A 20,992-nucleotide genomic window follows, 5' to 3' on the forward strand; every position below is an offset into this window, starting at 1 on the left:
GCGGCCGTCGCCCTACGCCACGGAGACGCCGAGCAGCGACCCGATCGTGTACGTCGCCGCGACGGCGACGCCGCCGAACAGCAGCTGACGGGTCGCGCCCATCAGCCAGTTGCGCTTGGTGAAGCGGGCCGCGAGGCCGCCGGCGATCAGCAGACCGACGCCGCCGAAGGCGAGCCCGAATCCGAGGGTGCCGAATCCGAAGATGAAGGGGAGGATCGGGATCAACGCGCCGACGCCGAACGCCGCCAGCGAAGAGAACGCTGCGACCCATGGGGACGGCTGCTCCTCCGGGCTCAGGCCGAGCTCGGAGAGCAGGTGCACGCGCACGGCCTGGTCGGCGTTCGCGTGGACCTGTTCGGCAGCGGTCTCGGCGATCCTCGGCTCGACCCCCAGGTTCTCGAGCAGCGCCGTGAGCTCCGCCATCTCGCCCTCGGGGTTGCGCAGATGGGCCTCCCGCTCGATGCGCACTTCGGCGTCGAGCTGCTCGTTCGCCGTGCGCACCGACGTGTACTCGCCGAGCGCCATCGAGATCGCGCCCGCGATGAGCCCGGAGATGCCGGTGATCGCGACGATGCCCGGCGCGGCCCCGGCTGCCGCGATGCCCGCGATGAGACCGAGGTTCGATACGAGCCCGTCCATCGCGCCGAAGACGCTGGCTCGCAGCCAGCCGGCGCTGACGTCGGCGTGGCGGTGGTCGTAGTCGTGCGGGTTCGCGATGTCGTAATCGCTCATGAAAGCTCCAGTCGTGCGGTGCGCGGCGGCGCACGAGCAGCAACCGTAGCAAGTTCCGCGTGATCGGGAGAAGCCCGGATCAGACCTCGGATCAGGGTGTGTCGTGAGTTCGTCGCGGCGAACTTCGCGGATGCGGCTCCTCTCGCTCTAGGCTGAGAAGGGGTGTCCGATTCCGCCCCTGCAGAGGTTGGAGGCCGACATGACCGAGGCGAGCGGGCGCGTCGTCGCGACGGAGCGCGGGCGAGACCTGATACTCGTGCGTTCCCTGGCGCTGAGCGACGCGGAAGCGTGGGCGTATCTCACCGATCCGGATCTCACCGAGCAGTGGTTCGGTCCCTGGGAGGGCGACCAGCGCGTCGGTGGAGCGGTGCGCGTGCGCATGCGGTTCGAGGAGCACGAGCCGGCGGTCACGATGAAGATCCTCGCGTGCGAGCCTCGCCGGTATCTCGCCCTGCTGTCGGACGAGGAGGTGGGCTCCTGGCGTCTCGAGCTGCACCTCGAAGCCGACGGCGATGATTCCCTACTCACGTTCGTGCACCACCTCAGCTCCGAGGACGCGGTGGGGGAGATCGGCCCGGGGTGGGAGTACTACCTCGACCTGCTCGTCGCGGCGACCGAGGGGACCGAGCGCCCGGGGTTCGATCAGTACTACCCGGCCCTGCGCGAGGCCTACCTGGAGATGTAGCGTTCGCGGCGGCGGTAGAGTGCCCGACATGAATGCAGACGTTGCGATCGCGAGTTTCTGGGACGAGCGCCGGATCGAGGACCCGACGCTTCCGGAGGCGCTTCCCGAGGTGTGGGCCTTCGGTGCGACACCCGAGCACGCCGATGAATTGCTCGGCCTCGTGCTCGCCGGCACGAAGACGGGCACCGCGTCGTCGCTCTGGGACTTCGAGGCGAGCGGCGATCCGGTGCCCGCCGTCGGGGATTTCAGCATCATTCTCGACGGGGCCGGCATGCCGCGGGCCGTGCTCGAGACGACCCGGATCGACACCGTCCCGTTCTGCGACGTCACCGCCGAGCATGCCCATTCCGAGGGCGAGGGGGATCGGACCCTCGCGGACTGGCGCGAGACGCACGAGCGCTACTGGCGCCGGTACTCCGAGAACGACCGGGGGTTCGCGCCCGACATGCCGGTGGTCTGCGAGCGCTTCCGCCTGCGGTATCCGTAGTGGCGGCACCGCGCCCGCGGCCGTGTGAGAATGTGCTGCGGCCATCCTTCGTGGCGCAGCGGAACGAGCTTCGAAAGGCGCACATGCAACGCGACGCTTATGAGACCCTTGTGCGAGCCGAGCGGTCCGGGCTGGAGGAGGTGCTCTGCGGGCTCACGGATGCGCAGTGGCAGGCGACGTCGCTGTGCGACGGCTGGACGGTCGAGGAGGTCGTCGCGCATCTCACCGCAGCGGCGAGCACGGGAACGGCGGCGTGGCTGCTGAGCATCGTCCGCGCGGGGTTCGACGCCGCGAAGCACAACGATCGCATGATCGAGCGGTACCGCGGCGAAGACACGGCAGCGACGCTCGTCCGCTTCCGCGAGGCGGTGCCGAGCCGGATCACCCCGACGCGCGATTACGCGGCCTTTCTGGGTGAGGTCGTCGTGCACGGGCAGGACATCGCGCAGCCGCTCGGCCTCGCGCTCGATCCGGACCCTCGGAGCGTGCTCGAGATCGCACGGTTCTTCGCGACGCGCGATTTCGCGGTGAACAGCAAGAAGATGGTTCGCGGCCTGTCGCTCGAAGCGAGTGACGCGGACTTCGCGAATGGCGAGGGCCCGGTGGTGCGGGGGCCGATCCTCGCGCTCGTCATGGTGATGGCGGGGCGGCGTGCGTTTCTCCCGCGGCTCTCGGGTGACGGCGTGGAGGAGCTGGCGGGGCGACTCGGCGCCTGAGTCCAGTGCTGTAACACGGGGGTGCTTGAATCGAGCGCATGATCGACATCGCGCCCGCCGACTTCTCCGACGCCCGCCTGCTCGCGTTCCTCGACGCGCACCTCGTCGATCTCGCACCGACGGCTCCGCCCGAGAGTCGCCACGCGCTCGCGGTCGACGGGCTCCGAGGCGCAGGTGTGCAGCTGTGGGTAGCGCACTCGGGCCCGGACGTCGTCGGAACGGTCGCGCTCGCCGCAGTCGATCCCGCCGCCGACTCCGACGCCGGCTCCGACGGCCCCGCCGCCGACCCCAGAGTTGAAGAGCTGAAGAGCATGCGCACGGACCCGGCGCGCAGGGGTGAGGGAATCGGGGCTCGGCTGCTGCAGTTCGCGCTCGAGGACGCGCGCTCGCGGGGCGTCGAACGCATTGTGCTCGAGACCGGGGGCGCTGACTTCTTCATCGCGGCGCGCTCGCTCTACCGCCGCGCCGGTTTCTCCGAGTGCGGGCCGTTCGGCAACTACCGCGACGACCCGCACAGCGTGTTCATGGAGCTCGAGCTCTGAAACGCGGTCTCAGACCGCGTCGCCCTGCACCGGCCCCTCCGTGTTCGGCTTCCAGCCCAGCGCCGGTGCGACGTGCTCGGCGAAGGACTGCAGCACGTGCAGGTTGTACTCCGGGCCGAGCTGGTTCGGGATCGTCAGCATGAGCGTGTCCGCCGCCATCACCGCCTCGTCGGCCCTGAGTTGCTCGATGAGCCGGTCGGGGGCGTCGGCGTAGGTCTTGCCGAAGGTCGAGCGGAACCCGTCGATGATCCCGACCTGGTCCATGTTCTCGCGGGAGCGCAGCCCGAAGTACGCTTCGTCCTCGGCCGACACGATCGGGAAGACGCTGCGACTGACCGAGACGCGCGGGCTGCCGGCGTGGCCGGCTTCGCGGTAGGCCTGCCGGTAGCGGTCGATCTGCTCGCGCTGCAAGACGTGGAACGGCTGGCCGGTCGCTTCGGTGAGCAGAGTGGAGCTCATGAGATTCACGCCCATGCGGCCCACCTGCTCGGCGGAGTCGCGCGATCCCGCGCCCCACCAGATGCGGTCGCGCAGCCCGGGCGAGCGCGGCTCGATGGCGAGCCTGCCCGGGGGAGCCATCTGCGGGTCGCTGTCGACGACGGGTTCGCCGTCGATCGCCCGCAGAAAGGTGTCGAATTTCTCGCGAGCGAGGTCGGCGCCGCGCGGGTCGTCGGATCCGCCGTACCCGAAGGCCTCGTACCCGCGCAGCGCGGTCTCGGGCGACCCCCGGCTGATGCCGATCGCGATCCGCTGGTCGGCGAGGAGGTCGAGCGCCGCGAGCTCTTCGGCGAGGTAGAGCGGGTTCTCGTAGCGCATGTCGATCACGCCGGTGCCTACCTCGATGCGCTCCGTGCGGGCGGCCATGGCGGTGAGCAGCGGGATCGGCGAGGCCGCCTGCCGTGCGAAGTGGTGCACGCGCACGTAGGCGCCGTTCACACCGATCTCGTCGGCGCCTTCGGCGAGCTCGACGGTCTGGCGCAGCATGTCGCCCGCGGTGCGCACGCGCGAGCCGGGAACGGGGCCGTAGTGCCCGAACGAGAGGAATCCGAATGCTTTCATGATCGGTGCAACTCGGGTGGGCCAGATATATTCCCGCGCATGCAGTTTCCGGGACGTCCGGCGCCGGAATCGGCACCGTGGGCCCATGTGCTTCGTACTCCAGCACGATCCGGTCGACCATGATCCGCTCGTACCGTCGGAGTATGCAGACAACACCTGGCTCACGAGCAATGGTCGCGCTCGTCGCGGACCTCAGCAAGCACTACGGCGATGGCGAACAGCGGGTGCGCGCACTCGACGGAGTATCGATCGGCATCGCGCGCGGGCAGTTCACGGCGATCATGGGGCCATCAGGATCGGGCAAGTCGACGCTCATGCACGTGATGGCCGGCCTGGACACCCCGACGAGCGGTCGCGTATGGCTCGGGAGCGACGAGATCACGGGACTCGGGGACGTCGCGCTGACACGACTCCGTCGGCGCAGGATCGGCTTCGTCTTCCAATCATTCAACCTCGTTCCGACGCTCGATGTGCGCGGCAACATCCTCCTGCCCTTCCACCTCGACGGGGTGAAACCCGATCGCGACACCCTGGCGCGCATCGACGCGCTGCTCGGTGCCCTCGGTCTCGCCGATCGCGCGACGCACCGCCCGCACGAGCTCTCCGGAGGCCAGCAGCAGCGCGTGGCGATCGCCCGCGCGCTCGCGACGCAGCCCGACATCATCTTCGCCGATGAGCCCACGGGGGCCCTCGATACGCGCACGGGCCGCGAGGTGCTCGGCCTGCTCCGATCCGCGGTCGAACGATCGGGGCAGAGCATCGCGATGGTGACCCACGACCCCATCGCCGCGAGCCACGCCGACCGCATCCTCTTCCTCGCCGACGGCCGCATCGTCGCCGACCGGGGCGCGATGTCGCCCGAGCAGATCTCCGAGACCATGCTGGGCCTCGAGCGGGGCGCCGTCGCCGGCGGCGGTGACCGGGCATGAGCGCGGTCACCGGGACCTCCGGAAAGCTGCGCGAGCACGTCGCGACGATCGTCGTCGCGGCGCTCGGCACCCTGTTCGCCGTCACCCTCATACTCGGCACCGGCATTCTGACCGCGGCGCTCGACCCGGCGCTGATCGAGGAATCGGGCACGTTCCGGCTCGTGCTCCTGATGGTGAGCCTCATCTTCATCATCATCGCGCTGTACGTGGGCGCCATCGTGACCGCGAACACCTTCGCGACGGTGATCGCGGGGCGTACGCGGACGATCGCGCTCCTGCGGCTGATCGGTGCGACAGCGCGCTCGGTGCGGTCACGCGTCGCGGGAGAAGGACTGCTCATGGGCGCATTGGGAGCGCTGATCGGGTGGGTGCTCGCGGAGGCGCTCGCGCTCGCCGTCACCCGGCTCGGGCCGGGGTGGGGCTGGCTGCCCGACGGCCGCGACTACCCGCTGTTCGACCCGTTGTCGCTCGCGGCGGTCGTGATCGTCGCGCTCACGACGTGGGCCGCGGCCTGGGCCGGATCGCGTCGCGTCGCATCCGTCTCGCCGATCGCCGCGACGGGCGCCGCGGTCGAACTTCGGCCCGAAGCCGCGCGCGGACGATCGGGTCGATCGGTCTGGGCCGTGATCCTGATCATGTCGGGGTGCGCCCTGCTCGCGCTCGGGCTGGTGCTCGGATTTCTCACTCCGCTCGCGCTCTTCGTCGCCTTCATCGGAGGGCTCACCTCATTCACGGGCATCGCGATCGGAGCGCACCTCATCATGCCGCCGGTGCTGCGCCTCGCGGGCCGGGTCATCGGACGGGGGCCGACCGGCGCGCTCGCCGCGGCGAATGCGATGCGATACCCCGAGCGGAGCGCCCGTTCGACGATCGGACTCGTGATCGGCGTGACGCTCGTGACGCTCTTCGCCGTCGCGCTCGACAGCTATCGTTCGATGACGCTGCTCGCGTTCGAGCTCGACCCCGCCATGGCTCGGGCGCTCGATCAGACGCTCAGCATCACGACCGGCATCTTCACCGGTCTCGTCGGCTTCTCGGCCGTGATCGCCGCGGTCGGTCTGGTGAACACGCTGTCGCTGAACGTGCTGCAGCGCACCCGAGAACTCGGCCTGCTGCGCACGCTCGGCTTCACCGGATCGCAGGTGCGACGCATGATCGTCGCGGAGAGCGCGCAGATGACGGTCGCCGCACTCGGACTGGGCCTCGCGCTCGGCATCGGGTACGGCTGGGTGGCCGCTCAGACGCTCCTCGGCTCGCAGGTCGGCCTCGCGGCGCCCTCCATCCCGTGGCCGGTGCTGGCCGGAGTCGTCGTGTTCGGCGCGCTGCTGGCGGTGGGGGCGGCCGCAGTGCCGGCCCGGCGCGCGATCCGCCTCTCGCCCGTCGCTGCGCTGGCAGCGGATTGACCGCGGCGATGTCGGCGGTCGGGACTAGTCTGGACGCCATGAGCGTTGTGATTGACCCTGCATTCGACCCCGTCCCGTCCCTCGCCGAACAGGCTTCCGTGCGCGTCGTCACCGGAGGTGAGGGCGAGCGGGGCACCGCGGTGGCCCGCTTCGTCTCGAGCGAGGGCGAACTGCCCGACGGTCTCGGGGAGACGAGTCGCGATGCGCTCGCGGCCGCGGGGTTCACCGGTGCGAAGAACCAGACCCTCGCGCTCCCCGGCGCACGTCTGCAGGTGCTCGTGGGCACGGGCGACGGCATCGCCTCGCCGGCGCAGCTCCGCGATGCGGTCGCGGCGTTCACACGCGCCGCCCGCGAGGTCGCCGACCTCGCCGTCGATCTGCGCGATGTGCTCGCCGGGTCGGAGGGGATCACCGCCGCCGACGCCGCGATCGCCGCGACCGAGGGCGCGATCCTGGCCCGCTACCGCTACGACGCGCTGAAGGGCGACCCGAACACCGTGGCGCTCGGGTCGCTCGCGATCACCGTCGCCGAGACCGACGCCGACCGCGCGCGCGAGGGCGTGGCGCGCGGGCTGATTCTCGCGAGGTCGGCCAGCGTCGCGCGCGACCTCGCGAACACGCCGCCGCGGCACCTCAGCGCGGAGAAGTTCGCCGATGTCATCGAGCGACTCGCACCCGAGTTCGGACTCGAAACCGAAATCTTCGACCGCGCTCAGCTCATCGAGCTCGGTGCGGGCGGGCTGCTCGGCGTCAACGCCGGCAGCGTCGAGGAGCCCCGTATGATCAAGATCTCCTATCGGCCGGCAGACCCCGAGGGGCACCTCGCGCTCATCGGCAAGGGCATCATGTACGACTCGGGCGGCATCAGCCTCAAGCCGTCGAACGCGATGCACGCCGCGATGAAGTTCGACATGATGGGTGCGGGATCGGTCTTCTCCTCGATGATCGCACTGCGCGATCTCGGTGCGAAGACGGCGGTCACCGGCTGGCTCATGTGCACCGACAACATGCCGTCGGGAAGCGCCACCAAGCTCGGCGACGTGCTGACCATTCGCGGCGGCAAGACCGTCGAGGTCAAGAACACGGACGCCGAGGGCCGACTGGTCATGGCCGATGGGCTCGTGCTCGCGACGGAGGACCGCACGATCGACGAGCGCCGCCCCGACGCGATCGTCGACATCGCGACGCTCACGGGTGCTGCCATGGCTGCACTCGGCACCCGCACCGCTGCGATGCTCGCGAACGACGACGACGTGGCGGCTCAGCTGCAGGCCGCGGCCGACGCGACCGACGAGAACATCTGGCGCTTCCCGCTCGACCACCGGTACCGGGAGCAGCTCAAGTCGAACGTCGCGGACCTCTCGAACATCGGCGGGCAGTACGCGGGGGTCATTCTCGCGGGCCTCTTCCTGAACGAGTTCGTCGATGGCACGCCGTGGGGCCACCTCGACATCGCCGGCACGATGCAGTCGGAGAGCGACGACCTGTGGCGGTCCGTCGGCTCCACCGGCTTCGGCGCACGACTGCTCGCCGAATACGCCGCGAACTTCGCTCCGTCGGCCTCCGCACGCGAAGGAGCATGACACCCGTGTCCCGTTCACTCCTGCAGGATCGCGACGCGTACATCAGTGCGTTCGGCGACTTCGTCTCGGCATCGCCGAGCTCGTACCACGCGGCGGGTGCGCTCTGCGAGACGCTGTCGAAGGCCGGGTACGCCGAGCACGACGAGACCGCCGCGTGGTCCCCGCTCGAGGCGCAGGGGCGCGGCTTCGTACGACGCGACGGAGCGGTGATCGCCTGGCGAGCCGGCGCCGAGGTCGACGCGACGAGCCCGGTGCGCGTGCTCGGCGCGCACACCGACTCGCCCGGCTTTGCCGTGAAGCCTCGCCCCGGCTTCGAGTCGGACGGCTGGGCGCAGGTCGGGGTCGAGATCTACGGCGGCCCGCTGCTCACGTCCTGGCTCGATCGCGACCTGGGCTTCGCAGGGCGCGTGGTGACCAGAGACGGCGCGGAGCACCTCGTGCGCACCGGAGCCGTCGCACGGATTCCGCAGCTCGCGATTCACCTCGATCGCGATGCGAACAAGAGTCTCACGCTCGATCGCCAGCGGCACACCCAGCCCATCATCGGCCTCGCGGGGGAGGATCTCTCCGTGCTCGCGCTGCTCGTCCGCGAACTCGGCGGCGGGCGCACGGGGTCGGGGCGGGGCCGCGCAGCGGCCAGATCCGCCGCGCGCGCCGCGCTGAAGCCGGAGGATCTCGCCGGCATCGACGTGCGTCTCTACGACACGCAGCCCCCGGCGCGCATCGGCGCGAACGGCGAGCTGTTCGCGTCGCCGAGGCTCGACAATCTGAGCTCGACGTACGCGGGGCTGGCCGCGCTGCTCGAGACCGAGCCGCACCCGGGCACCATCTCGATGATCGCGGCGTTCGACCACGAGGAGCTCGGCTCGAACACCCGCTCCGGCGCGGCGGGCCCCTTCCTCTCGGACGTGCTCGACCGCCTGCGGAGCGGGCTCGGGGCGACGGGGGAGGATGCGGCTCGTGCGCTCTCCGCCTCGTGGTGCCTCTCGGCTGACGCCGGCCACTCGGTGCACCCCAACTACTCGGAGAAGCACGACCCGCGGGTGCGGCCGCTCGCGGGCCGCGGCCCGATGCTCAAGGTCAACGCGAACCAGCGCTACGCGAGTGATGCTCACGGCGCTGCGCTGTGGAGTCGGCTGGGCGCTGCGGCTGAAGTGGAGACCCAGGAGTTCGTGTCGAACAACACCGTCCCCTGCGGCTCGACGATAGGACCGATCACCGCGACCAGGCTCGGAATCCGCACCGTCGACGTCGGCGTGCCGCTGCTCTCGATGCACTCCGCCCGTGAACTCGCGCACGTCGACGACCTGTACGGCCTCGCGAAGATCACCGGTGCGTTCTTCGCGACCTCGTGATGCTGCGCCGGTCATTTCGATGCCGACGACACGCCTGATTCGCTAGGATCGTGCTATGAGTGAGATGGAGCGGGCGGATACCGGCAGCGTCGCCCTGTCGAAGAACAAGCTGATGCCCGATGTGCAGCGAATCGGGTCGCGCAATATCGAAATCACCTACCTCGGCAAGAACTCCGAGGGGCTCCCCACCTGGATCATGTGGAACGCCGCAGAACCGCACCTGATCGGCCTGCTCCGCCAGGGCAAGATGGGCTACCACTTCGAGCAGCGCACCAGCTCGGGTGTGATGCTGCACGAGAACATCTCGCTCAGCCGCGTGCAGCGCGCGCTCGGCGGCTTCTGAGCGCGCGCGACGCACCTGGGCGAGGTCATTCCCTGACGAGCACGCGCCCGAGCGTGCGCGCGTAGTCCTCCTTGACGATGTCGTAGTGCGTCCACGAGTCGAGCGCGCTCACGCCCGGAAGACCCCGGATCGCGTCCATCACGGGAAGCAGGTGCGCGGACGAGGCTGAGACGAGTGTGACGATGAAGTCGAAGCTCCCGTGGGAGCGCACTGCGAAGTCGATGTAGGGCGACTCCATGATGAACCGCCTGATCGGCTCGGGCGAGCCGTCGATCGTGATGCCGACCCCGATGGCGAGGCGATTGCGCGAGAAGCCCCCCGACTTGATCGCGGCGATGCGGATGACCCCGGCGTCGATGAGCCGCTGCACGCGCGCTCTCGTCGAGGACGGCGACAGGTGCACCGTGTCGGCGAGTGCTCGATAGCTCGTGCGGCCGTCCTGCTGCAGCACCGCGATCAGCTCGTAATCGATGCGATCGAGCACGATGTCGCTCTGCCCGTGCGACACGAAGAACCCCTTGAGCACTTCGACGTAGGTGGAGACGAGAACGCGACGCACCGTGGGCAGGCGCCGCACGTGATCGAGCACATCGAGAAGCTCATGACTATCGCCGTGGCGCGACTCGAACACCAACGGCAGCGGGCCGCTGGTCATGGAGACGAATACGGCGTCGGGCAGTTGGACGACCTCCTCGGCGATCGGCGTGATCGGGCCGTCGACCTCGACCTTGGCGTGCACGAGCACGTGATGCCCCACGAACCCCGGATCGAGCGCCGCGACGACGCGCAGCCCCCCGCCCTGGGTGAGGAGGCGGAGGCGCTGAGCGACGAAGTCCCGGCTCGCCTCGAGCAGGATCGCGAGATCGTGAATGCTCGCGCGCCCGTCGGCCTGGAGGGCCCGGATGAGGGCGGCGTCGAAGTCGTCGAGGTCCGCCGCGCCCTGCGGGGTGCGCGGGGCGCTCGTGCGACGAGTGATGGGCTGCACGCGGTGCGTCTCCTTGCTGGGGGTTCGGGTTTCGGAGCTCGAGCTTCTCGAAATACGAGGATCTGAGCCGAGCGGGGCGCAAAAATTCGGCGCACCCCGTCGTGATGCAAGCGTAATCGGAGGATGCGAGAAATCGCGCCGCGAAACTGCGGTGAATCGCGCGCCTGCGTCGAACGCATCGCATGCGCCGAGCTTCGGGCTGGCCTACAGTCGTTGCAGTTGCGCGCACCGCGCCGTCCTCAAGCAAGGGAGCTTCCGTATGTCCACCGCAACCGCGCCGGCGAACACGCACCGCCGAGCGCTCAAATCCGGATTCGCCGCAGCCGTCGGCACCACGATCGAATGGTACGACTTCTACGTCTACGCCACCGCCGCGGCCATCGTCTTCCCCGTCGTGTTCTTCCCGGAACTCGACCGGGGCCTCGGCACACTCGCCTCCTTCGGCACGTACGCCGTCGCGTACTTCGCACGCCCCCTGGGCGGCATCATCTTCGGGCACATCGGCGACAAGCTCGGCCGCAAGCCGGCGCTGACCATCACGCTGCTGCTCATGGGCATCGCGACGACGCTCGTCGGCGTACTGCCGACGTACGAGACGATCGGCATCTGGGGGCCGATCCTCCTCATCATCCTCCGCATCGCCCAGGGTCTCGCGGTCGGCGGCGAATGGGGCGGCGCGAGTCTCATGGCGGTCGAGAGCGCCCCGCCGAAGTTCAAGGTCTTCTACGGCGGCTTCACCCAGCTCGGCAACCCGCTCGGCGCGCTCCTGTCGACCGGCGCCTTCTGGGTACTCGCCCTCATGGGCGACGACGTGCTGCTCACCTGGGGCTGGCGCATCCCGTTCCTCTTCAGCATCGTGCTCATCGGCGTCGGCTTCTGGGTGCGCTACCGGGTCGAGGAGACTCCGGTCTTCGAGGCCAAGATCGAGGGCCACGAGCAGTCGACGCCGATCCTCTTCGCGCTCAAGAACAACTGGTGGCCCATGCTGCTCGGTTTCGGCATCATCGCAATGTCGTCGGGCGGGTACGTGCTCGCGACCACCTTCGTGCAGAGCTACGCGACGAGCCCCGAGATCGGCCTGGACGCCGACATCATCCTCGGTGCAATGTTCATCGCGTCGCTCGTCGAGACGATCGTGACCCTGCCGCTCGCACTGCTGGGCGACAAGATCGGCGCGAAGACGATCATGATCCTCGGCTCCGGTCTCTCGCTCGCCGCGGTCATCCCGCTCGTGCTGTTCATCGACGCGCACAATGTCGCGATGATCTACCTCTTCGTCTCGGTGCTGCGCCTCACCCTGAGCGGTGCCTGGGCTCCGCTCTCGACGATCATGGCGCAGATGTTCCGCCCGCAGGCCCGTTACACCTCGATGTCGCTCTCGTACGGCATCGGTGCGGCGGTGTGGGGCGGTCTCTCGCCCGCGATCGCCACCGGCCTGCTCGTCGCGACCGGCAACTTCTGGTCGGTCATCGCGTTCTTCGGGCTGCTCGACCTCCTCGCGATTCTCGGCACGGCCTTCGCGCCGCAGCACTCCGACACGGCACCGGCCACGGGCTCGCTCAAGGCGCGCCTCGACACCACCGCCGTCTCCACACCGGGCTCGACGCGCCGGAAGTAATCACCCACTCACACATCCACTCGCTCAAGGAGCAGCACCGTGCGACAGCTCGCCACCTACGACGCCCGCGACTCGATCCCCACGATCGTGACCGCGAAGCGCATTCTCACCGTTGACGCCGACCAGCCGGAGGCCGAGGCGCTCCTCAGCGCCGGCGGGCGCATCCTCGCCGTGGGGAGCGTCGCAGATGTCGAGGCGGCGGCTGCCGACGCGGGGCTCGCTCCCGAGCGGGCGGACTACCCAGACGCGACGATCGTCCCAGGGTTCATCGATCCCCACGCGCACCCGCTCATGTACGGGCAGATGCTGACCTGGATCGACATCTCGCCCGAGAAGGCCGGATCGATCCCCGAGATCGTCGAGCTCATGCGGGCGGGCGCGGCGAAGCTCCCCGCAGGAGCGCCCATTCGGGGCTACGGGTACGAGCAGCGCAATCTCGCCGAGCGCCGGCACCCGACGCGGCACGAGCTCGATGAGATCGCGACGGACCGCGAGGTGTACATCATGAACGCCTCCGGCCACGGCGGCGTCGTGAACACGTTCACCTTCGAGAAGTTCGGCATCACCCGCGACACGCCGAACCCGGAGGGCGGCGAGTTCTTCCGCGATGCCGACGGCGAGCTGACGGGGGAGCTGTCGGATGCCGCGTGCAACGTGCTCACCGGGCTGCACGGCGTGAAGATCGGGCACCACGGCCCGAACTTCCATCTGGGAGATGAGCCCGCGGAGCACCAGCGGCAGCTCGACCTGGTGCAGCGGGAGTTCCTGCGCGGCGGCGTCACCGCGATCGGCGACGCGCAGGTGTCGAAGCGCGAGTTCGCCGCGTACCTCGAGGCCGCCGATCGCGGGGCGCTCGACATGCGCGTCTCGATGTACTTCCTGTCGCACCTGCTCGATCAGGTGCTCGACATCGGCCTCACCGGGCCCTTCGGCAATCCCTTCCTCTCGGCGACGGGCATCAAGCTCTACGCGGACGGCACGCTCGGCGGGTGGACCGCGTACTTCCCGGAGGGCTACGTCGGCGATCCCTGCCGCACGGGGCAGCTCTACCACGAGCCGCGCGAGTACACGGAACTGGTGAGCAAGGCGCACGCGGCGGGGCTCCAGACCGCGACGCACGCGCAGTCGCCGACCGCGATCAAGCTCGTCGTCGACGCGATCGAGCAGGCACTGCTCGAACGGCCCGACGCCGACGCGCGTCACCGCATCGAGCACTGCGGTCTGCCCACTCCCGAGGAGATCACGCGCATGGCCGAGCTCGGCATCCGGCCCGTGAACCAGACCCAGCACTACTACAACTGGGGCGAGGGCGTCGAGCAGGCGATCGGCACTCCGGGGGAGCGCTTCAACCCGCTGGGCGAGTTCGTCGACGCGGGGGTGCCGGTCACCATCTCGTCCGACGCCCCCGTCGCCGAGCCCCGCCCGCTCGAGGCGATCCAGGCAGCGGTCACGCGCATCACGCGGCGCGGGGCCCAGCTCGGCCCCGACTCGCTGCGCATCAGCCCCGAGGCGGCGCTCCGCGGGCACACGCTCGAGGGCGCCATCACGCTGGGGCGCGAGAACGAGCTGGGCTCGATCACCGTCGGCAAGCGCGCCGACTTCGTAGTGCTGGGCGCGAATCCGCTTGAAGTCCCGGGCGGCGATATCGCGGCGATTCCCGTGCGTGAGACCTGGGTCGACGGCAGCCGCCGCTTCGCCGCAGACGAGGTGCGCTGATGAGCGATGTCACCTCGACCGAGGCGCGCCGCACGACCGGCTGGGCCGTCATCGAGACGATCCGCGGCTACGGCGTCGACACCGTCTTCGGCATCCCCGGCACCCACAACCTCGAGCTCTACCGGCCACTCGATGCGCTCGGGATCCGCCCGGTCACGACCCGCCATGAGCAGGGCGCGGGCTACGCGGCCGACGGGTGGTCGCTGCAGACGGGTCTGCCGGGCGTGGTCATCACGACGAGCGGCCCGGGGCTGCTCAACGCGCTCTCCGCAGCGGGCACCGCGTACTGCGAGTCGCGCCCGATGATCATCATCGCGCCCGGCCCGGCCCGCGGCGCCGAGTTCGCCGACGTCGGCACGCTGCACGAGACGAAGGATCAGCTGGCCGCGGCCTCGGCGATCGTGGAGTGGGGGCGCCGCGTGCAGTCCGCCGAGGAGGCCGTTGCCGCGGTGCACGACGCGTTCGAGCTCTTCGCGACGCGGCGACCCCGCCCGGTCTACCTCGAGATTCCGCTCGATCTGCTGGAGGCCGAGGCCGAGGTGGCCGCCGAGGCGCTCAAGCCTCGCGCGTTCTCGCCCGTGCCCGGCCCCGACGCCGAGCACGTCGCCGCTGCGGCCCGATTGCTCGCGGAGGCGCGGGAACCAGTGATTCTCGCGGGCGGCGGCTCGCGCGGCGCCAGCGCCGAGGTGCGCGCGCTCGCCGAGCGGCTGTCCGCACCGGTCGTCACGACGTTGAACGCCAAGGGAGTGCTCGACGAGCACCATCCGCTCGCGATCGGGTCGAGTCTGCGGCTCGCTGCGGCCCGTTCACGCGCGCAGCAGGCTGACGTGCTGCTCGTCGTCGGTTCGAAGCTCGGCGAGGCCGAGCTCTGGGTGGACCGCCTCGAAGCGCAGGGCGCCGTGATCCGCATCGACCTGCTGGATTCTCAGATCGAGAAGAATCAGAGCGCCGAGGTCGGCATCGTCGCGGACGCCTCGCAGGCGCTCGCCGCGATCCTCACCGCGCTCGAAGCCCATCCAGCCGATGCGGCTGCCGCGATCGCCCGCCGCGAGCGGGCCGAGGCGTCGGTCGCGGAGACGCGCGAGCTCGTACGCGCCGAATCCGCCGACCTCTCGGCCGAGAACACGGGGCTTGCGGAGAGCATCGCCGAGGCGCTGCCCGAGCGGGCGATCGTGGCCACCGACTCGTCGCAGATCGCCTACTGGGGGCTGCTGAACACGCTGCGCGTCTCCGAGCCGAACTCGACGCCGTACATGGCGACCTACGCGACGCTCGGGTACGGCCTGCCGGCGGCGCTCGGCGCGCGCATCGCTGCGCCGGAACGGCCGGCATTCGTGGTGACCGGTGATGGTGCGCTCATGTTCTCGATGCAGGAGTTCATCACCGTGATCGAGCAGCGCCTCGATGTCACGGTCATCGTCGTCGACAACGGCGGGTACGCGGAGATCAAGCAGAACGAAGCGGACGCTGGCATCGCCCCGGTCGGCGTCGATCTCGTGCAGCCCGACTGGGTGGCGGTGGCCGCGGCCTTCGGCGGCGCCGGGCACCGTGCGACGAACGGCGCGGAGCTCGCGACGGCCGTCGACGCTGCGGTCGCGGGCGGCGGTCTGCAACTGATCCACATCGATCAGGCGACCTTCGCACTCGACGCGGAAGAGGTGCAGCGATGACGACGAACACACGGAGCGCGCGCCCCGTCGCCGTCTACACCGACGCCGACGACTCCGACATCACGCCGGGGGTGAAGCTGCTCGAAGCCGCGGGCTACACCGTCCGAGTGCTCGGCACCCGCGATGCCGCGGAGATCATCGCGGGGGCGCGCGACGCCGAGGTGCTCCTGCCCGGGTACGCGAGCGTCACGCGCGAGATCATCGAGGCGCTGCCGAACCTGCGGGTGATCGCACTCATGTCGATGGGCTTCGACTACGTCGACATCGACGCCGCGACGGAGCGAGGCGTGTGGGTGACGAACGTTCCCGGCGCTGCGACCGAGGAGGTGGCGACGCACGCGCTGGCGATCCTGCTCCACGCCGTTCGCCAACTGCCCTTCTACCTCGACTCCGCCACTCCGCGCGACTGGAACTCTCGCGCCGCGGTCGCGCCGGCACGTCTCAGCGAGACGACGCTGGGGCTCGTGGGGCTCGGAAAGATCGGCCGCGAACTCGCGAGGCTCGCGGGCCCGCTGTTCGGGCGTGTGCTGGGGTACGACCCGTTGCTCCCGGACACCGCCGAGGTGCGTGCCGATCTGGAGCGTCTCGGGGTCACGCGCACCGACCTCGACGAGGTGCGGCGATCCTCGCACGTGCTCTCGCTGCACCTGCCGCTCACACCTGAGACGGAGCGCATGGTCGACGCCGAGTTCATCGGCGAGATGCCGCAGGGCGCTGTACTGGTGAACGTGTCGCGAGGCGCGCTCATCGACGAACCCGCGCTCGCCGCAGCGCTCGACGCCGGGCAGCTCTCGGCAGCGGCGCTCGACGTGCTCTCGGAAGAGCCGCCGAGCGATGGGCACCCGCTCGTCGGGCGCCGCGACGTCGTGCTCACGCCGCACATCGCGTACTTCTCGGCGCGCACCGAGATCGAGTATGTCCGCATCCAAGCGCAGAACGGGGCGTCGTTCGCCGAGAACGGGGTACCCGACTCACCCGTCAACCGGCCGGCTGAGCACGCAGTGCGCGCGCTCGCCGCAGCAGAAAGGACACCGCGATCGTGACCGAACTCACCGCAGCGGCCAAGCGCACCGCCCAGGCCTGGATCGATGAGCACCTGCAGCAGCTCACCGAGTGGCACACCCATATCTGGGAGCTCGCGGAGCCCGCATGGCGCGAGTACCGCTCGCAGCAGTGGTACGTCGAACGGCTCCGCGCCGAGGGCTTCACCGTGGAGGACGGCTCGGCAGGCATGCCCACCGCATTCAGCGCCCGCTGGTCGAACGGAGACGGCCCGACGCTCCTCACCTACGCCGAGTACGACGCCGTGCCGGGCAACAGCCAGGCCGCTGCGACGACGGAGGCGCCGCGAGACGGCCTCTCGCGGTTCGCGCCAGGGCACACCGACCCGCACTCCGTACTCGGCATTTCGACACTCGCAGGAGTGCTCGCGACGCAGCACGCGATGCGTCAGCACGATATCGCCGGCACCCTGCACTACACGGGTGAGCCCGCGGAGAAGATGCACGGGTCGAAGGTCGTGCACGGATTGCGCGGGTACTACGACGACGCCGACGCGATCGTCTCCTTCCACCCCTTCTACATGCTGCCGCTGTGCAACACGGCTCGCTGGGACACCCAGTGCGGCGCGTACTACAGCAAGGTGTACAGCTTCATCTGCGACCACCCCGAGCAGTGGCAGCTGTCGAGCGCCGATCCGAACTCGCCCATCCCGGCGTCGCACTCGGCCGCACGCGCCCCCGGCGCGAACCTGTCGCTCATGCAGATGTACTCTGCATCGCGGAGCATGCTCGACGCGATGCTGCCCGCGACGGGTGGATGGAGCTTCTCCGATGCGATCCTGACCGATGGCCAGGCCACCGCCGACAACCTGCCCCAGCGCGTCGCTCGCGTGCAGTTCTCGTGGCGCACGCCCGACATCGAGATGGCCGAGCACATTCTGCAGGTGCTCGACCGCAACGCTGCGGCAGCGGCCTCGATGGGGCACTGCGAACTCGAAGAGCGCTGGATCGCCCGCAGCCGACCCGGCCGCACGAATCACGCGATGGCAACGGTGCTCTTCGACAACCTGTCAGAGGTGGGGGCGCCGAGCTACGGACCGGAAGCGGTCGCTGTGGCGCAGGAGGTGCAGCGTTCGCTCGGGCTGGAGCCGAGCGAACGGCCCTTCCTCGCCGAGACCGAGCAGCTCATCACGCCCCAGGAGGCGGAACGCGGGCTGCGCGAGCACATGCCAGCTTGGCAGCGCAACTGGACGAGCGACGACTACGTCGAGATGAGTCACTATGCGCCGCTCGTGCGCTTCTACGTGTCGCGCCCCGCGCTGCAACCCGTTCCGGGCGCCGGACCGTACCCTTCGTGGGTGATGAACGCACTCGGGGGGATCCCGGAGACGATCGCCCCCACGATCGTGACCGCCGGGAAGACCGTCGCCGGCACCTTCCTCGACTTGCTCACGAAGCCGGAGGTGCTCGCCGAGGCGCGACGGGAATTCGCGGAGCGCACGGCCGCCGATCCGGTGCCGCCGCTCCTGCCTGCGGACTTCGAGCCGCCGATCGACCTGCCCTGGCCCGACTACCGCACCGATCTGTCGGGATCGCACGAGCACCGGCACTGGTAGGGGCGGTGCGGGCGAGCGGTCAGTGAGGTGCATTATTCGCGCCTGAAGTGCACCTTACTGACCGCTCACGCGTCCTAGCTCCCGCCGCGACACGCCAGAGATACCGCGATCGCGGGCTCGATTTGCGCCGCAGTGGAGAACCCCCGTAAGATTTCATCTCGGTAGCAAGCGAGAAATCGCTTCGGCCCCATCGTTTAGCGGCCTAGGACACCGCCCTTTCACGGCGGCAGCACGGGTTCGAATCCCGTTGGGGTCACTCTTACCGAAACACAATTGAATAGCAACACATTATGGCCCTGTAGCGCAGTTGGTTAGCGCGCCGCCCTGTCACGGCGGAGGTCGCGGGTTCAAGTCCCGTCAGGGTCGCTGGATGAAGAGCCCTTCCTCGGAAGGGCTTCTTCGTCTCCGGCGGTCGCCTAAGGTGAGTGCCTGGCTCTGTAGCTCAGTTGGTAGAGCGTTCGACTGAAAATCGAGAGGTCACGGGATCGACGCCCGTCGGAGCCACTGAACCCTCGCGTGGCTTCTACACGCGGGGGTTCTTATTTTTCCGGCTGCGCGAAGAGCGTCGTCGACGCGCGCCGCTCTACACAATCGTCACGAAACGGCTGACCGCGTCGACCAGCATGCCGGCGAGACCGGCCTCCTGCTGCATTCCGGTGCGTAAGTCCATCACCCTGTCGGGGTGGTCGCTGATGATCCCGTCCACGCCGCGTCGCAGCAGTTCGCGCATGCCCGGCTCGTCGTTCACAGTCCACACCATGAAGGCGAGGCCGGCCTGGTCGGCAGAGTGCTGCAACTGCTCAGTGGCGCTCCATTCCTCGGGGACGATGAAGTCGGCAGGAGTTTCGGGCGCCGCGACGGCCGCGAAGGCCATCGTGTAGCCGACCGCGAGGTCGGGGCGCAGCCGCTTCAACCGGTCGACGCTCACCGGGTCGAGTGAGTGATAGATATTGCTCTCGAGTGCGTCGAGCTGCTCGAGCTCGTCGACGAGGCGCTCCACGTGATCGGGTGTTTCCGCTCCTCCGAGCTTGATCTCGATGAGGAGAGGCATGCCGAGCTGCTTCGCTAGGGTGACGTAGTCGGCGAAGGCCGGAATACGGTCTTCATGCCCGTGCGCGTCATGCACCGTGATGGCTGTGAGCTCGTCGAACGTGAGGTCTTTCACGGCGTCGGGCCGCCCGGCGAGGCGCCCGAGCGTTGCGTCGTGCATGGCGACGAATCGACCGTCCTTCGTCTGCATGACGTCCATCTCCACGAGGTCGGCGCCAGCGGCGTGCGCAGCCTCGAGGCCGCTGATCGTGTTCTCGACGCCGCCGTCTGAGAAGCCCCGGTGCGCCAGTGCGAGGGTGGCGGGGGCGTTCGAGAGCCGCTGCAGCGTATCGACCGCCGAGGTTCCGAACCCGATCGTCGCGAGGATCGCGAGTGCGATGACGGCGAGGGCGGGGCGACGCGATGTGCGGGGCGCGCCGTCCGGACGAAGCGGGGTGCTCGCTGCCGCCGCGGTCGGCAGTGCGAGGGCGTGCACGAGCGGAGGGAACTCCGGGGTGCTGGCCGCGACGGATCGCACCTTCGCGATGAGGATCCCGCCGACCGCTGCCGTCACCACGCCGTTGAGGAGGATGCCGAGCACCTGTGCGGCGCCCAGCGAGTAGGCCGCGATCACGTGCGAGGCGGCGGGAGCGATCGCATCCGAGAGGAGGATCGGCAGTACCGAGATGAGGGTGAGCGCGGTCGCACCGAAGCCTCCCAGCACGAGCACCGCGGTGATCGCGAGCACGAGCGGCAACCACGTGCGGAACCCTCGGGTCAGACGCCAGCTCCAGCGCGCGGCGCGGCGCCCCTGCGTCATCACGAAGATCGGCACGGTGAGAGCGAGACGAAGGTTGAGCCATGCGAGTACGAGAAGAAACACGGCGAGTGCGATGGCGCTCGATGTGCTCTTGAGCAGCTCGCCCGAGATGAACGACGGTATGGCGATGCCACGCGTGAGTGCGGAGGTGAACCCGAATCCGCTCAGCGGCAGCAGCAGGAAGAGATAGAGCACCAGCGAGAGCGAACCGGGGCGCAGCAGCTTGCGGGCGACACGACCCAGTTCACGGGCGAGATCGCGCAGGCCGATGCTCGGTCGTTGCAGCATCACCAGCAGCGCGGTGAACTGCAGCGAGATCAGCCAGAACGCGAGGGTGACGATCACGAGGATGAGTGCGAGCGTCAGCGTGAAGCCGCGCTGGGGGCCGAGCGCCCCGAGGTCGAGGCCGGTCATACCGCCCGCGCGCAGCGCCTCCCGGAAGAGCCATCCGAGCACGGGAAGGGCGACGCCCAGGATGATGAGCTGCGAGGCGAGAATCAGGCCGAGAAGTCGGGAGTTCCCCGCACGAACGAGCGCCCACGCCTCGCGAAGGAGGGCGGTGGTCGTGCGCCATACGCCCAATTTTGACGGAGTCTGAATCTGCATGTTGCCAGTGTAAGGAGGCATGGGCGGGTGGGATCGTACTTCAGAGGCCGGCGACTGGCGAGTCTTCGCCAGTCGCCGAGAACGGGCCCGACTGCTC

18 protein-coding genes and 3 tRNA genes are annotated in these 20,992 nt (G+C 69.4%); 17 read left to right on the forward strand and 4 right to left on the reverse strand.

Annotated features, from left to right (window positions below):
- Positions 1–12: 12 nt before the first annotated feature.
- A complete protein-coding gene (locus PQI23_RS01405) occupies positions 13–732 on the reverse strand; it encodes a VIT1/CCC1 transporter family protein (RefSeq protein WP_339970843.1) in 720 nt (239 codons plus the stop codon).
- A gap of 199 nt (positions 733–931) precedes the next feature.
- On the opposite strand from PQI23_RS01405, the gene PQI23_RS01410 reads away from it, so the two are divergent.
- The 4 genes from PQI23_RS01410 to PQI23_RS01425 all read left to right on the forward strand — a co-directional run bounded on the left by PQI23_RS01410 (position 932) and on the right by PQI23_RS01425 (position 3,162).
- The gene (locus PQI23_RS01410) at positions 932–1,417 is read left to right on the forward strand and encodes an SRPBCC family protein (protein WP_339970845.1); all 486 of its coding nucleotides are present in this window, start codon (positions 932–934) and stop codon (positions 1,415–1,417) included.
- A 28-nt stretch (positions 1,418–1,445) separates the two neighbouring features.
- Positions 1,446–1,904 carry an ASCH domain-containing protein gene (locus tag PQI23_RS01415; RefSeq protein ID WP_339970847.1) on the forward strand — a complete coding sequence of 153 codons (459 nt, stop codon included), beginning with the start codon at positions 1,446–1,448 and terminating at the stop codon, positions 1,902–1,904.
- 83 nt (positions 1,905–1,987) lie between these two features.
- Positions 1,988–2,620, forward strand: a complete 633-nt coding sequence (locus tag PQI23_RS01420) for a maleylpyruvate isomerase family mycothiol-dependent enzyme (RefSeq protein ID WP_339970849.1) — start codon at positions 1,988–1,990, stop codon at positions 2,618–2,620.
- Positions 2,621–2,658: 38 nt separating this feature from the next.
- Complete coding sequence (locus PQI23_RS01425) at positions 2,659–3,162, forward strand: GNAT family N-acetyltransferase (protein ID WP_339970850.1); 504 nt, start codon at positions 2,659–2,661, stop codon at positions 3,160–3,162.
- A 9-nt stretch (positions 3,163–3,171) separates the two neighbouring features.
- Here PQI23_RS01425 and PQI23_RS01430 read toward each other — a convergent pair whose 3' ends face one another.
- Complete coding sequence (locus PQI23_RS01430) at positions 3,172–4,221, reverse strand: LLM class flavin-dependent oxidoreductase (RefSeq protein ID WP_339970853.1); 1,050 nt, start codon at positions 4,219–4,221, stop codon at positions 3,172–3,174.
- A 143-nt stretch (positions 4,222–4,364) separates the two neighbouring features.
- Between PQI23_RS01430 and PQI23_RS01435 the strand changes: the two genes are divergently transcribed.
- Genes PQI23_RS01435 through PQI23_RS01455 form a run of 5 tightly spaced genes read left to right on the forward strand, consistent with a single transcriptional unit; the run spans position 4,365 to position 9,834 of the window.
- Positions 4,365–5,150, forward strand: a complete 786-nt coding sequence (locus PQI23_RS01435) for an ABC transporter ATP-binding protein (protein ID WP_339970855.1) — start codon at positions 4,365–4,367, stop codon at positions 5,148–5,150.
- Positions 5,147–6,553, forward strand: coding sequence for an ABC transporter permease (locus PQI23_RS01440; RefSeq protein ID WP_339970857.1), 1,407 nt, complete (start codon positions 5,147–5,149; stop codon positions 6,551–6,553). The genes PQI23_RS01435 and PQI23_RS01440 overlap by 4 nt, the downstream gene beginning before the upstream one ends.
- A gap of 38 nt (positions 6,554–6,591) precedes the next feature.
- Positions 6,592–8,136, forward strand: a complete 1,545-nt coding sequence (locus PQI23_RS01445; RefSeq protein WP_339970859.1) for a leucyl aminopeptidase family protein — start codon at positions 6,592–6,594, stop codon at positions 8,134–8,136.
- Entirely contained in the window at positions 8,133–9,491 is a 1,359-nt protein-coding gene (locus tag PQI23_RS01450) for a M18 family aminopeptidase (RefSeq protein ID WP_339970861.1), read from the forward strand. The genes PQI23_RS01445 and PQI23_RS01450 overlap by 4 nt, the downstream gene beginning before the upstream one ends.
- A 55-nt stretch (positions 9,492–9,546) precedes the next feature.
- Positions 9,547–9,834: a hypothetical protein gene (locus tag PQI23_RS01455; protein WP_339970863.1), complete on the forward strand. Its 288-nt coding sequence runs from the start codon at positions 9,547–9,549 to the stop codon at positions 9,832–9,834.
- 25 nt (positions 9,835–9,859) lie between these two features.
- On the opposite strand, the gene PQI23_RS01460 is transcribed toward PQI23_RS01455, so the two are convergent.
- Positions 9,860–10,819 carry an Lrp/AsnC family transcriptional regulator gene (locus PQI23_RS01460; protein ID WP_339970865.1) on the reverse strand — a complete coding sequence of 320 codons (960 nt, stop codon included), beginning with the start codon at positions 10,817–10,819 and terminating at the stop codon, positions 9,860–9,862.
- Between the two features lie 259 nt (positions 10,820–11,078).
- Between PQI23_RS01460 and PQI23_RS01465 the strand changes: the two genes are divergently transcribed.
- The 8 genes from PQI23_RS01465 to PQI23_RS01500 all read left to right on the forward strand — a co-directional run bounded on the left by PQI23_RS01465 (position 11,079) and on the right by PQI23_RS01500 (position 18,944).
- Complete coding sequence (locus tag PQI23_RS01465; RefSeq protein ID WP_339970867.1) at positions 11,079–12,437, forward strand: MFS transporter; 1,359 nt, start codon at positions 11,079–11,081, stop codon at positions 12,435–12,437.
- A gap of 39 nt (positions 12,438–12,476) precedes the next feature.
- Positions 12,477–14,153, forward strand: coding sequence for an amidohydrolase (locus PQI23_RS01470; RefSeq protein WP_339970869.1), 1,677 nt, complete (start codon positions 12,477–12,479; stop codon positions 14,151–14,153).
- Entirely contained in the window at positions 14,153–15,823 is a 1,671-nt protein-coding gene (locus PQI23_RS01475; protein ID WP_339970871.1) for a thiamine pyrophosphate-dependent enzyme, read from the forward strand. The genes PQI23_RS01470 and PQI23_RS01475 overlap by 1 nt, the downstream gene beginning before the upstream one ends.
- Positions 15,820–16,866 carry a C-terminal binding protein gene (locus PQI23_RS01480; RefSeq protein ID WP_339970873.1) on the forward strand — a complete coding sequence of 349 codons (1,047 nt, stop codon included), beginning with the start codon at positions 15,820–15,822 and terminating at the stop codon, positions 16,864–16,866. Before PQI23_RS01475 ends, PQI23_RS01480 begins: the two co-directional genes overlap by 4 nt.
- Entirely contained in the window at positions 16,863–18,440 is a 1,578-nt protein-coding gene (locus tag PQI23_RS01485; protein ID WP_339970874.1) for an amidohydrolase, read from the forward strand. Before PQI23_RS01480 ends, PQI23_RS01485 begins: the two co-directional genes overlap by 4 nt.
- A gap of 183 nt (positions 18,441–18,623) precedes the next feature.
- A tRNA-Glu gene (locus PQI23_RS01490) sits at positions 18,624–18,696 on the forward strand.
- 36 nt (positions 18,697–18,732) lie between these two features.
- Positions 18,733–18,806: transfer RNA gene (locus PQI23_RS01495), tRNA-Asp, on the forward strand.
- Between the two features lie 65 nt (positions 18,807–18,871).
- Positions 18,872–18,944: transfer RNA gene (locus tag PQI23_RS01500), tRNA-Phe, on the forward strand.
- A 79-nt stretch (positions 18,945–19,023) separates the two neighbouring features.
- On the opposite strand, the gene PQI23_RS01505 is transcribed toward PQI23_RS01500, so the two are convergent.
- On the reverse strand, positions 19,024–20,895 hold the full coding sequence (locus PQI23_RS01505) for a glycerophosphodiester phosphodiesterase family protein (RefSeq protein WP_339970876.1): 1,872 nt from the start codon (positions 20,893–20,895) through the stop codon (positions 19,024–19,026).
- Between the last annotated feature and the right edge of the window lie 97 nt (positions 20,896–20,992).

Origin of the sequence: Leucobacter sp. USCH14, assembly GCF_037619215.1 — a bacterium.
Taxonomy (GTDB): Bacteria; Actinomycetota; Actinomycetes; order Actinomycetales; family Microbacteriaceae; genus Leucobacter.

What these genes read in the sequence shown, in the direction of transcription:
- PQI23_RS01405 (WP_339970843.1), bottom strand. Translation starts at nt 732, where the DNA reads ATGAGCGATTACGACATCGCGAACCCGCACGACTACGACCACCGCCAC.
- PQI23_RS01410 (WP_339970845.1), top strand. Translation starts at nt 932, where the DNA reads ATGACCGAGGCGAGCGGGCGCGTCGTCGCGACGGAGCGCGGGCGAGAC.
- PQI23_RS01415 (WP_339970847.1), top strand. Translation starts at nt 1,446, where the DNA reads ATGAATGCAGACGTTGCGATCGCGAGTTTCTGGGACGAGCGCCGGATC.
- PQI23_RS01420 (WP_339970849.1), top strand. Translation starts at nt 1,988, where the DNA reads ATGCAACGCGACGCTTATGAGACCCTTGTGCGAGCCGAGCGGTCCGGG.
- PQI23_RS01425 (WP_339970850.1), top strand. Translation starts at nt 2,659, where the DNA reads ATGATCGACATCGCGCCCGCCGACTTCTCCGACGCCCGCCTGCTCGCG.
- PQI23_RS01430 (WP_339970853.1), bottom strand. Translation starts at nt 4,221, where the DNA reads ATGAAAGCATTCGGATTCCTCTCGTTCGGGCACTACGGCCCCGTTCCC.
- PQI23_RS01435 (WP_339970855.1), top strand. Translation starts at nt 4,365, where the DNA reads ATGCAGACAACACCTGGCTCACGAGCAATGGTCGCGCTCGTCGCGGAC.
- PQI23_RS01440 (WP_339970857.1), top strand. Translation starts at nt 5,147, where the DNA reads ATGAGCGCGGTCACCGGGACCTCCGGAAAGCTGCGCGAGCACGTCGCG.
- PQI23_RS01445 (WP_339970859.1), top strand. Translation starts at nt 6,592, where the DNA reads ATGAGCGTTGTGATTGACCCTGCATTCGACCCCGTCCCGTCCCTCGCC.
- PQI23_RS01450 (WP_339970861.1), top strand. Translation starts at nt 8,133, where the DNA reads ATGACACCCGTGTCCCGTTCACTCCTGCAGGATCGCGACGCGTACATC.
- PQI23_RS01455 (WP_339970863.1), top strand. Translation starts at nt 9,547, where the DNA reads ATGAGTGAGATGGAGCGGGCGGATACCGGCAGCGTCGCCCTGTCGAAG.
- PQI23_RS01465 (WP_339970867.1), top strand. Translation starts at nt 11,079, where the DNA reads ATGTCCACCGCAACCGCGCCGGCGAACACGCACCGCCGAGCGCTCAAA.
- PQI23_RS01475 (WP_339970871.1), top strand. Translation starts at nt 14,153, where the DNA reads ATGAGCGATGTCACCTCGACCGAGGCGCGCCGCACGACCGGCTGGGCC.
- PQI23_RS01480 (WP_339970873.1), top strand. Translation starts at nt 15,820, where the DNA reads ATGACGACGAACACACGGAGCGCGCGCCCCGTCGCCGTCTACACCGAC.
- PQI23_RS01505 (WP_339970876.1), bottom strand. Translation starts at nt 20,895, where the DNA reads ATGCAGATTCAGACTCCGTCAAAATTGGGCGTATGGCGCACGACCACC.